Annotated in this window: 12 protein-coding genes; 5 read left to right on the forward strand and 7 right to left on the reverse strand. The window is 58.3% G+C overall.

Annotation, left to right across the window (positions count from 1 at the left end; translation table 11 throughout):
- Window positions 1–34: 34 nt before the first annotated feature.
- From BEI65_RS20875 to BEI65_RS20895, 5 genes are all read right to left on the reverse strand, one after another.
- Window positions 35–778, reverse strand: coding sequence for an amino acid ABC transporter ATP-binding protein (locus BEI65_RS20875; RefSeq protein ID WP_099064941.1), 744 nt, complete (start codon window positions 776–778; stop codon window positions 35–37).
- The gene (locus tag BEI65_RS20880; RefSeq protein WP_085115321.1) at window positions 759–1,415 is read right to left on the reverse strand and encodes an amino acid ABC transporter permease; all 657 of its coding nucleotides are present in this window, start codon (window positions 1,413–1,415) and stop codon (window positions 759–761) included. Before BEI65_RS20880 ends, BEI65_RS20875 begins: the two co-directional genes overlap by 20 nt.
- A complete protein-coding gene (locus BEI65_RS20885) occupies window positions 1,415–2,080 on the reverse strand; it encodes an amino acid ABC transporter permease (RefSeq protein WP_099064942.1) in 666 nt (221 codons plus the stop codon). The genes BEI65_RS20880 and BEI65_RS20885 overlap by 1 nt, the downstream gene beginning before the upstream one ends.
- Before the next feature lie 12 nt (window positions 2,081–2,092).
- Window positions 2,093–2,884, reverse strand: a complete 792-nt coding sequence (locus BEI65_RS20890) for a transporter substrate-binding domain-containing protein (RefSeq protein WP_085115319.1) — start codon at window positions 2,882–2,884, stop codon at window positions 2,093–2,095.
- A 217-nt stretch (window positions 2,885–3,101) separates the two neighbouring features.
- Entirely contained in the window at window positions 3,102–3,941 is an 840-nt protein-coding gene (locus tag BEI65_RS20895) for a MurR/RpiR family transcriptional regulator (RefSeq protein ID WP_099064943.1), read from the reverse strand.
- 145 nt (window positions 3,942–4,086) lie between these two features.
- Between BEI65_RS20895 and BEI65_RS20900 the strand changes: the two genes are divergently transcribed.
- The 5 genes from BEI65_RS20900 to BEI65_RS20920 all read left to right on the forward strand — a co-directional run bounded on the left by BEI65_RS20900 (window position 4,087) and on the right by BEI65_RS20920 (window position 8,250).
- Window positions 4,087–5,673 (forward strand): gamma-glutamyltransferase family protein, encoded by a 1,587-nt coding sequence (locus BEI65_RS20900; protein ID WP_099064944.1) that lies wholly within the window; start codon window positions 4,087–4,089, stop codon window positions 5,671–5,673.
- 25 nt (window positions 5,674–5,698) lie between these two features.
- Window positions 5,699–5,890: an oxalurate catabolism protein HpxX gene (hpxX, locus tag BEI65_RS20905; protein WP_099064945.1), complete on the forward strand. Its 192-nt coding sequence runs from the start codon at window positions 5,699–5,701 to the stop codon at window positions 5,888–5,890.
- Window positions 5,887–7,287, forward strand: a complete 1,401-nt coding sequence (locus tag BEI65_RS20910) for an AtzE family amidohydrolase (protein ID WP_099064946.1) — start codon at window positions 5,887–5,889, stop codon at window positions 7,285–7,287. The genes hpxX and BEI65_RS20910 overlap by 4 nt, the downstream gene beginning before the upstream one ends.
- 2 nt (window positions 7,288–7,289) lie before the next feature.
- Window positions 7,290–7,676, forward strand: a complete 387-nt coding sequence (hpxZ, locus tag BEI65_RS20915; RefSeq protein ID WP_099064947.1) for an oxalurate catabolism protein HpxZ — start codon at window positions 7,290–7,292, stop codon at window positions 7,674–7,676.
- Window positions 7,677–7,956: 280 nt separating this feature from the next.
- Window positions 7,957–8,250 carry a CopG family ribbon-helix-helix protein gene (locus BEI65_RS20920; protein WP_099064948.1) on the forward strand — a complete coding sequence of 98 codons (294 nt, stop codon included), beginning with the start codon at window positions 7,957–7,959 and terminating at the stop codon, window positions 8,248–8,250.
- Window positions 8,251–8,259: 9 nt separating this feature from the next.
- On the opposite strand, the gene BEI65_RS20925 is transcribed toward BEI65_RS20920, so the two are convergent.
- A complete protein-coding gene (locus BEI65_RS20925; protein WP_099064949.1) occupies window positions 8,260–9,144 on the reverse strand; it encodes a siderophore-interacting protein in 885 nt (294 codons plus the stop codon).
- A 5-nt stretch (window positions 9,145–9,149) separates the two neighbouring features.
- Window positions 9,150–10,373: an MFS transporter gene (locus BEI65_RS20930; protein WP_099064950.1), complete on the reverse strand. Its 1,224-nt coding sequence runs from the start codon at window positions 10,371–10,373 to the stop codon at window positions 9,150–9,152.
- Between the last annotated feature and the right edge of the window lie 95 nt (window positions 10,374–10,468).

Genomic DNA, 10,468 nt, shown 5'->3' on the forward strand with positions numbered 1-10,468 from the left:
TTACCAGCTTAATAACTTAATAGACTTGGTGGCATCAGTGCTCAGACAGGCCGCGAACCGATGCAATAAACTGTTTTAATTCCTGCGTTTGCGGATTGGCGAACAGCGTGCGACTGTCGCCCTGCTCCCATACCTTGCCCTGGTGCATAAACACCACCCGGTCGCCGACCTCGCGGGCAAAGTTCATTTCATGGGTCACCAGGATCAGCGTCATGCCCTCTTTGGCCAATTGCTCCAGCACCTTGAGCACTTCGCCCACCAGCTCAGGATCCAACGCCGAGGTAATTTCGTCACACAGCAAGACTTTCGGGTTCATCGCCAGCGCCCGGGCAATCGCCACCCGCTGCTGCTGTCCGCCGGAAAGGTTAGCCGGTGAATAATGCATGCGCTCAGCCAGCCCGACCTTGTTCAACATCTCTTCCGCCAGTTCACGGCATTCGGCCGGGCTTTTCTTCAGCACCCGACGCGGCGCCAGCATCACGTTCTCCAGCGCGGTCATGTGCGGGAATAAATTGAAGTTCTGGAATACCATGCCAATGGAGCGGCTGATTTCACGGGCCTGTGAATCGCGATCGGTGACGGTCATGCCACCCAGCTTGATACTGCCTTCCTGATAGCCTTCCAGCCCGTTGATGCAGCGTAACAAGGTGCTCTTGCCGGAGCCGCTGCGGCCGATGATCGAAATCACCTCGCCCATATCGATATCCAAATCCACGCCCTTCAGCACATGGTTCTGACCGTAATATTTCTGCACCTGATTAATTGTGATGAGCGGCATGGAATTTCTTCTCCAGATAATGACTGTAGCGCGACAGCGGATAACACATCAGGAAATAGCCCAACGCGACCAGGCCGAAAACTTTAAACGGTTGATAAGTGACATTGTTCAGCATGGTGCCGGCCTTGGTCAGTTCGATAAAACCAATGATCGACGCCAGTGCGGTGCCCTTGATCACCTGCACCGAAAAACCGACGGTAGGGGCGATAGCGATACGCACCGCCTGCGGCACAATCACCCGCACCAGGGTCTGACCAAAACTCAGCCCCAGACAGCGCGACGCTTCCCACTGGCCTTTCGGCAACGCGGCAATACTGCCGGACCAGATATCCACCAGAAAAGCGCTGGTAAACAAAGTCAGTGCCAAAGCGGCAGCGGTCCAGGGGCTAACATCAATGCCGAACAGCGCCAGACCAAAGAAGGCCAGGAACAACTGCATCAGCAGCGGCGTGCCCTGAAACAGCTCGGAATAACAGCGGACAAACCGCAACGCCCACTTACGCTTGCTCAGGCGCAGCAATAACAGCGGCAACGTCACCAGGGTGCCGCCAAAAAACGCCGTCAGCGACAGCAGCAAGGTCCAGCGTGCCGCCAACAGCAGGTTGCGCACAATGTCCCAGTCGGTAAAAGTCAGCATCAGCCCTGGCTCCCTAGAAAACGGCGTCCGGCGGCCAGCAACAGCTGGCGCATCAATATGGATAACAGCAGGTAAAACAGCGCCGTCACCAGATAAACCTCAAAACTGAGGAAGGTCCGTGACTGGATCAGGTTGGCGGCGAAGGTCAACTCTTCGAACGACACCTGTGACACTACCGATGACCCCAGCATGACGATAATGCACTGGCTGACCAACGCCGGATAAATCCGTTGCAGCGACGGCGGCAACACGATGCGCAAAAATGTCTGGCTGCGGCTGAGACCCAACACCCTACCGGCTTCCCACTGGCCTTTCGGCGTCACCTGAATGCCGGCACGGATGATCTCGGTGCTGTAGGCCCCCAGGTTAATCACCATCGCCAGCAGCGCCGCCTGCCCGGCGGTCAGTTTCCAGCCCAGACTCGGCAGGCCGAAGACGATGAAGAACAGTTGCACCACGAACGGCGTATTGCGCACCACCTCAACGTAAATACCCCAAACGCGGCTGAGCAAGTTGGCCTTGCCGCTGCGGATCGCCGCACCGCAAATACCCAGCGCCACCCCCATCAAGGTGGCCAGCGCCGTCAGCTCAATGGTGGTCAGCAGACCGGCCAGCAATTCGGGCAGGTAAGGCCACAGGGCAGGAAAGTTCAGCTGATAGGTCATCAGGCGCTCCCGTTATGCGCCGAAGTCGGCAGGCAGCGGCGCTTTCAGCCATTTCTCGGACAGGCCATTGAGGGTGTTGTCCTTCAACGCCTGTTCAATCAGCTCGTCCACTTTCGCTTTCAGCGCCGGCTCACCCAGACGCAGACCGACATAGCAGGGTGAATCTTTCAGCATAAATTTGGCCACCGGCGCTTTGGTCGGGTTCTGCCGCGCTATGGCGCTCACCACCAGGTTGCCGGTGGCGATGTATTGCACCTGGCCGGACAGATAGGCCGACAACGTAGTGTTGTTGTCTTCATAGCGCTTGATTTGTGCGCCCTTCGGCGCGGTATCACTCAGCACCATGTCTTCCACCGCACCGCGCGTCACGCCGATGGTTTTACCGTCCAACTGCGCGGCGTCAGCCAGTACCGACTCTTTCGGGCCAAACACACCCAGGAAGAACGGCGCATAGATACGGCTGAAAGCAATCGCCTTCTCGCGTTCCGCGTTTTTGCCCAGGCTGGAAATCACCAGATCGACCTTGTTGGTTTGCAGATAAGGTACGCGATTGGCGCTGGTGACCGGCACCAACTGCAACTTAAGTTTCATCTTGTCGGCCAGATACTGCGCCATATCGATGTCATAACCCTGCGGCTGCAGATCGGTGCCCACGGAGCCGAATGGCGGGAAGTCCTGTGGCACCGCCACCCGCAGCACGCCACGCTGCTGGATTTCCTGCAGTTGATCCGCCATCGCCGAAGCGGCCTGCGCCAGCAACAGCACCGCACCTAACGCCACTACCCCGATTTTCTTGAAGTTCATAGATTATCCCCGATGGTGAAATGATGAAACAAAAGATTCTTTGATTATCACTTCGCAACTAATGTGCCAATCTAGGGTGTAAGGAACGATCGGCTTTAGTGACCGTAAGTTAGGGCATTAAGAAGGAAACTCCCCTGTCAAAGTGATAGCAGGGGGATCTATTAAGCGGGCAAGTAGCGCACCATCTAAGTGCGAAAGCACCAAAATGGCGCTGAGTTTAGCGCTGTTCCAACTCATCCAGATCGCTATACAGATCGGCAATCTGGTGAATACGTTGCCGCCCTTGCGCCAGCGTCTCATGCAGCAAGGCATTGCTGAGCAGATTGGCCAGACTCATGGCGGCAGAGTAGCTGTCGAAAGCAGAAACGCTGTCGAGTGGCGCCGCCAGATGCCAGTTGGCCAGCGGGATCAACGCCTGCGCCTGCGGCTCACACACCAGCAAAGTCGGCACCTGTTGAACCTGTAACTGCGTCAATAACGCCCGCAACTGGCGTGGCCGACGACGAAATGCCACCACTACCGCCACATCCCGCCGATCAATATCGACCAGTTCCTCCGCCAACGTCTGGCCGGGCTGCGGCACCAGTAACACCTGCTCACGCACCTGCATCAGTTGTTGGCGCAGATGCATCGCCACCGGATAGCTGTTACGAAACCCCATCAGCACCACTCGCCGCGCCTGCACCAAAGCAGCGATCACCGCGTTGAACTGCTCGGCATCAATATGGTTCACCCACTGGGTGAGATTAGCCATTTCCTGCTTGTAGTGGCGTGCCAGCAGGGTATTGCCCTGCACCGCATCACGGTTATCGGTCAGCGGCATACCGCTCTGACGCAGGGTGCGCAATTCATCACGCATAGCGCGGTAGCTCGGGTAACCCAGGCGTTTGAACAAGCGGCTGACGGTGGCTTTGGAGACGCCACTCAGGCGCGCCAGTTCGGCACTGTTGTAGCTGATCAGGTCATCAAAGTGATCGAAAATAAAATCGGCCACCCGCTGTTCCTGCGGCGTGAGCTGCGGATAGTCCCCGCGCAGGCGTTCATCAATCTGCTTCATTGCTACTCCAGCTGTAACCTTTGTTTCAGCGGAACATACCACGGCCAATCCACCCGCTGGCAAGCGATTATTGCGCTGGCAGAAAACATGGAACGTCTCTTGCTTATGTTTAAGGCAGACGCTGACCTCAAACAAGGGCCAAGAAATGATTAACAGCAACACCGCGCCATTGGGCATGGCCGTCACGCCACATCACCTCGCCAGTGAAAGTGCACTGGCGGTACTGCGCGCAGGCGGCAACGCGATTGAAGCCATGGTCGCCGCCGCCGCGACCATCGCCGTGGTCTACCCGCACATGAATGGCCTGGGGGGCGACGGATTCTGGCTGATCGTTCCGCCGCAGGGTGATCCGGTGGCGATCGACGCCAGCGGCGCTGCCGGATCGCTGGCCACTCTGGATTTTTACGCTGGTGAAAGTCACATTCCACATCGGGGGCCAAAAGCCGCGCTGACCGTCGCCGGTACCGTCGGTGGCTGGCAGGAAGCACTGGGCTATTCCGTTGAATTGGGCGGCGAACAGTTGCCGCTGTCGCGACTGCTGGCAGATGCGATTCGCTATGCCGCAGACGGCATTCCGGTCACTGCCTCGCAGGAGGCGGCTACCCGCAGCAAATATCATGAGTTGGCAGATCGGGAGCATTTTGCCCGCACCTACCTGCCGCACGGGGAAATCCCTCACGCCGGACAACGTTTCTGTCAGCCGCAGTTAGCGGATACTCTGATCGCTCTGGCCGAACAGGGCCTGGACAGCTTCTATCGCGGCCCGCTGGCACAGGGCATGGCAGCGGATATGGCCAAGCTCGGTATGCCGCTCACCGCGCAGGATCTGGCAGATTATCGGCCGCGCCGCCGCACCCCGCTGCGGCTGGAGCATCAAAAAGGGGAGATATTTAACCTGACACCACCGACTCAGGGCCTGGTCTCGCTGGCAATCCTCGGGCTAACCGATCGCCTGCCGCTCGCCAGCCGTAGCGAAGGTGCGGTGGTACACAGCATCGTCGAGGCCACCAAACTGGCCTTCGGCCTGCGCGATCAATTTATCACCGACCCGCGTCAAATGACTCAGGATCCGCAAGAACTACTGACGGCAGAACATCTGGATACCCTGGCCAGGCGCATCGATCCTGAACAAGCCGCCGCCTGGGGCAAAGGCAAAGGGCCGGGCGATACCGTCTGGATGGGGGTGATGGACAGCAGCGGTCTGGCGGTGTCCTTTATCCAGAGTATCTATCACGAATTCGGCAGCGGCGTGGTACTGCCGCAAAGTGGCGTACTGTGGCAAAACCGGGGTGCGTCCTTCAGCCTGGATGCCGCGCACCTGCTGGCACTGGCGCCGGGTAAACAACCTTTCCACACGTTGAACCCGGCAGCGGCACGTCTGTATGACGGGCGTACCCTGGTGTACGGCTCCATGGGGGGTGATGGCCAGCCGCAAACCCAGGCGGCGGTATTTGTCCGCCATGTGGTGCAGGGGCTGCCGCTGCAACAGGCGATCAGTGCGCCGCGCTGGCTACTCGGCCGCACCTGGGGTGAAAGCTCCGACTCATTAAAACTGGAGGGACGTTTCAGCCAAGAAACCCTTGCCTACCTGCGTCAACGCGGCCACGACGTGGAACTGTTGCCGGATTTCAGCGAAGCGGTCGGCCACGCCGGTGCCATTGTTCGCCATACTAACGGCATGCTCGAAGGCGCTTTTGATCCACGCAGCAACGGCAGCGCCGCCGGCTTCTAACCGATCTCTCAAAAAGGGGACACCGATGAACCACCCACCTGCCACCGACTGGGCGACCTATATCAGCCAGATGGAAGCCGTGCTGGCCCTGGAGCTGAATGACGTGCGCCGTCAGGAACTGCTGATCCAATTCAACCGCATCGCTGCGATGGCGGAACCGCTGATGGCCCTGCCGCTCGATCAGCGTCTGGAGATTGCCGGGGTATATCGAGCATGAATCCACTAAGCGCACTGTCGATCGCCGAGATCCGCGCCGCCCTGAAACAAGGCGCGATTTCCGCCCGCGAGATCGCCCAGCAAACGCTGGACAATATCGACAGCCAAAATCCTTCGCTGAACGCCTATACCCACGTCACCCGCGAACGTATGTTGAGTGAGGCCGATCTTCTCGACCGCAGCCGTGCCCAAGGGCAAACGCTACCCAGCCTGGCAGCCATTCCTTACGCGGTGAAAAACCTGTTCGACGTCACCGGGGAAACCACCCTGGCCGGTGCCAGCCTGTTCAGCGATAACCCCCCTGCCAAACAAGATGCCTGGGTGGTAAACAAGCTGGCGGCGCAAGGCGCGCTGCTCTCTGGCATGCTGAATATGGACGCCTATGCCTACGGTTTTACCACCGAAAACAGCCACTACGGTGCAACGTGCAACCCACACGACACCACACGTATTGCCGGTGGATCCTCTGGCGGATCAGCGGCTGCAGTCGCCGCCGGACTGGTGACATTTTCGCTCGGCAGCGATACCAACGGCTCAATACGCGTGCCCGCCTCGCTGTGCGGCATCTTCGGCCTGAAACCGACCTTTGGCCGCCTTTCGCGCAGCGGCAGCCAGCCGTTTGTCGCCAGTCTGGATCATGTCGGTCCTTTTGCCCGTCGGGTACGCGACCTGGCAGCGGTGTATGACGTGATGCAGGGTACCGACGTCGAAGACCGCTTCCAGGCGGAAAAACCGATCACCCAAACCGAATCGCTGCTGCCGCGTGGTCAGCAGGGGCTGCGTTGTGCGGTACTGGCCGGTTATTTCCAGCAGTGGTGCAATGACGACGCCAAAGCGGCGGTGCAACAGGTCGCTCAGGCGCTGGAGGCCATCGCCGAAGTCGAACTGCCGCAGGCCGAACTGGCACGCTCGGCGGCGTTCATTCTCACCGCCGCCGAGGGGGGGAACCAGTATCTCCCGCAGTTGCGCAGCCAGCCTGAGCGCTTTGAACCGCTGTCGCGCGAGCGGCTGCTGGCCGGTGCCATGCTGCCCGCCGCCTGGTATCTGCAGGCACAACGTTTCCGCTCTCATTTTCAGCAGCAGGTACTGCCGCTGTTTGAACACTGGGACATTCTGATCGCCCCGGCCACGCCGTGCGGCGCAACGGAGATTGGTCAGGAAACCATGCGTATCAACGGCACCGACCTGCCGATCCGCGCCAGCATGGGCATGTTGACACAGCCGATCTCCTTCCTCGGTCTGCCGGTGGTGACGGTGCCGCTGAAAACTGCGGCCGGGCTGCCGATCGGCCTGCAGCTTATCGCGCCGCCGTGGCGTGAGGATCTGGCGCTGCGAGCCGCCTATGCGCTGGAGCAACGCGGTGTGGCCTTCTGTGGTTTAGCGGGAAAACAGGATTAACCTTGAAAAGTGAATATATCGATCGACCGGCGGTATTGGCAGAAGTGAACAGCGCGTTTTATCGCTATGAACAGGCGCTGATTGGCAATGATATTGAAGTTTTGGATGAGCTGTTTTGGCACGATGGGCGCACTGTCCGTTACGGCGCGACGGAAAATTTGTACGGCATCGATCAGATCCGTGACTTCCGCCAGCAGCGTCCCTCGAAAGGGCTGGTTCGTCTGCTGGAAAACACCGTCATCACCACCTACGGCGATGATATGGCGGTGGCCAGTACCGAATTCCGCCGCCCGGGCAGCGATAGGCTCGGCCGCCAGATGCAAACCTGGGTCAAACTGCCCTGCGGCTGGCGTATTGTGGCTGCGCATGTGAGTTTGATGGCAGAATAATCGCGGTTGAACAAAATTCGGACAGCCCGACTCAACCCGCCGTATAGTAGCCAAAGGTATCAGTTGTCTTTGAACCCGAGATACTCGGGCCTAGCGCACCGAGGGGCCATTATGGGGTACATCCATGTGCCCCACCCTACGGGCCGACTGGAAGTCGTTTCAATTTGCTCCCGGCAAATTGGTCGGCGGACGAGCCGCTACGACCCCTTCGCCACACTCTCCCTAATAACGGGCTTTGTCAGCCGTCTGAGGTATTATTTTTAGCTAACAGGGAAGACCAATGACAAGTGCAATGTTGATTAAAATTGATGAAGAACTGAAGTATCGAGTACAGCAAATCGCAGTGGTACGTCAACGTAGCGTGCACTGGATAATTCGTGAGGCAATCCGTGAATACGTCGAGCGAGAAGAAAAACGCGAAACGCTGCGCAAAGATGCGCTGCAGGCATGGGGAATCTATCAGACAAATGGTAAACATCTGTCTCATGCAGAGGTCGATCATTGGCTCGCTGGCCTGGAAAGAGGTGACGACGCGGAGATCCCGCTCCGCCACCAAAGTGAAGCCGGCTATTGAAGGATTAGCTCAGCACCAATAGGCCATAAAGTTCACGGTGGAACGGTCCAAATCGCGTTCGCCAATCAGGTAACGGCGTAATGCCTTCACCGCTGAAGACTCCGCCGCAACCCAGGCGTAGAAACTTTTCGCCCCTTCCGCTCGTTCCCACAGCAGGTCGCCGCCCAGGCTGTTTTCCGTCAGCGACTGTGCTTGCGTACGCGCCGACTCTGGAATATTTACCCGCTGGCGTACCGACTCCACCAGCAGTGTGCCATGTATTTGCTGGTGCCCAACGTCACGCGGTAACCAATACACCTCGGCAAACGGGAAGCGGTCCATATTCAGGCAATCCCCCGCTACCGGTACTTCAAAGAACGCCTGCACTTGCGGTGGATTGGGCCGCTGCGCCAGCTGTTCCAAAATACCTACCGCCGCCGGTACCGCCGTTTCATCGGCGATCAGCAGGGCATGTTGCAGCACGCTCGGCGGTGCCCATTCATAACCGCCGCTGTCACCGTCAAAATCGGCATTGGGTGCCACTGCCTGAAGGACATCCCCCGGTTTGGCCTGGGTCGCCCAGGCGGAAGCCGGGCCGTTGACGCCATGCAGCACAAACTCGACGTCCATCTGATTGTGTTCCGTGCGCAACGCACGCAGCGTATAAGTCCGCATCACCGGGCGTTGTTCTTTCGGGATCGCCATATAGTGGCGGTACCAGTCGTCGCTGTTTTCCAACAGTGGCTGCTGGCCATTCTCGGCCGGGAACAACAGTTTGATGCGCTGATCCGGCGCCTCTAACTTCATGCGATGGACATCCGGTCCTTCGAATACGCAGCGCAGCAAGGAAGGCGATACGTTTTCTTTTACTTTCAGTGTGATATCAAAAATTCTGTAGCTTGATACGCCGGACATAACAGTTACTCTCCCGCAGAATTTACCTGGATACGGTGCTGGCACCACAACCAGCCGCTGATACCGCCCAGCAGAACCGCCATCATCAGAGCCGCCGCGATCAGCTGCGACTCACCATAAAACCTGGCCACCACCGGCACCATCAGCGCACTCAGGCCGTAACCCAGCGTGTGGCTGGTGGCGATAGCTCCCGATCCTTTGCCGGTGGATAATTTATCGTTCAACATCAGTTGATAGCCCGGTGTCGCCATGGCCGCGCCAAAGGAGGCCAGCGCACAACCGGCATAGAACAAGGCCAGCAGCTGAGCACACATCAGGCCCAGGCCGACGACCATCAACACCGCCGCAATCAGCAGCAATTGTGGCGCGCTAAAGCGCTGTGGCCGCACCACCAGGAACTGTGCCAACAACGTACAGGCCGCCGCCACACTCAGCAACACCGCCACATGATGGCTGACGCCAGTGGCCGAGTGGCTGAACATCCGGGTCAAATGCGGTGCCAATCCCAGTTGCATCAGGCTGACCGAAGCCGCCAACAGCACCGCGCACAGCAGGTAAGGCACCATATTAAGACGCAGTCGGTTTTGCTGATGGGCCACCGGCGGTAAAGGCGGATCCTTTTGTTGGCGGCATATCACCAACAAGGCGATTAAAGGCGCAATCGCCATCAGCCACAGCGGCGCCATCGGATGAATCGACAACGCCAATGCCGCACACAGCGGGCCAAGCAGCCGCCCGCAGCTCAACCCGGAGCTGATGGTCGCCAGCGCCGACATCCGTTGTTCGTAACCGGCACGCTGCAAAGCCCAGGTCTGGCTGGCCGGTACCATGCCGGAGACCGTCAAACCATAAATAATCCGCGCCACGATCAGGCCGCCCAGCCCCAGCATCGGCGAAAGCCAGCCGGCCGCCAGCCCCCAAACCGCCAATGCCAGTAAAGCAAAACTGAACAAATACCCTGTTAAGGCCAGGGTTACTACAAACTTGCAGCCACGAATTTCAGACTGCCTGCCCCACCACGGAGAGCCAACCAGAAACAGCATTGAGCCGAGCGTTAGTAGCCCGGCCCAGACGGAAAGCGACAGGTGAGTCATGCTGACCAACACCGGTAACGCCACCAGCAGGCCGTTTTGCCCGATGCCCAACAACCCGGCGCAAAGTGCCAGCGGCCAGTTGGAAGGAGACGTATTCCCAATTGTCGGTGATTTTGGGGGAGAAGAAATATGCATCAAACGTAAATTTACCGTTAATAATATTATAAGGTTATGTTCAATTCATTGAAAAATTGTATCATAGGACGATTGATAACAATAAATATTATTGA

This window comes from Serratia sp. BW106, from assembly GCF_002607755.1.
GTDB lineage: Bacteria > Pseudomonadota > Gammaproteobacteria > Enterobacterales > Enterobacteriaceae > Serratia > Serratia proteamaculans.

Bases quoted from the DNA above. Each gene is read 5' to 3' on its own strand.
- BEI65_RS20875 (WP_099064941.1), bottom strand. From the start codon at position 778: ATGCCGCTCATCACAATTAATCAGGTGCAGAAATATTACGGTCAGAAC.
- BEI65_RS20880 (WP_085115321.1), bottom strand. From the start codon at position 1,415: ATGCTGACTTTTACCGACTGGGACATTGTGCGCAACCTGCTGTTGGCG.
- BEI65_RS20885 (WP_099064942.1), bottom strand. From the start codon at position 2,080: ATGACCTATCAGCTGAACTTTCCTGCCCTGTGGCCTTACCTGCCCGAA.
- BEI65_RS20890 (WP_085115319.1), bottom strand. From the start codon at position 2,884: ATGAACTTCAAGAAAATCGGGGTAGTGGCGTTAGGTGCGGTGCTGTTG.
- BEI65_RS20895 (WP_099064943.1), bottom strand. From the start codon at position 3,941: ATGAAGCAGATTGATGAACGCCTGCGCGGGGACTATCCGCAGCTCACG.
- BEI65_RS20900 (WP_099064944.1), top strand. From the start codon at position 4,087: ATGATTAACAGCAACACCGCGCCATTGGGCATGGCCGTCACGCCACAT.
- hpxX (WP_099064945.1), top strand. From the start codon at position 5,699: ATGAACCACCCACCTGCCACCGACTGGGCGACCTATATCAGCCAGATG.
- BEI65_RS20910 (WP_099064946.1), top strand. From the start codon at position 5,887: ATGAATCCACTAAGCGCACTGTCGATCGCCGAGATCCGCGCCGCCCTG.
- BEI65_RS20920 (WP_099064948.1), top strand. From the start codon at position 7,957: ATGACAAGTGCAATGTTGATTAAAATTGATGAAGAACTGAAGTATCGA.
- BEI65_RS20925 (WP_099064949.1), bottom strand. From the start codon at position 9,144: ATGTCCGGCGTATCAAGCTACAGAATTTTTGATATCACACTGAAAGTA.
- BEI65_RS20930 (WP_099064950.1), bottom strand. From the start codon at position 10,373: ATGCATATTTCTTCTCCCCCAAAATCACCGACAATTGGGAATACGTCT.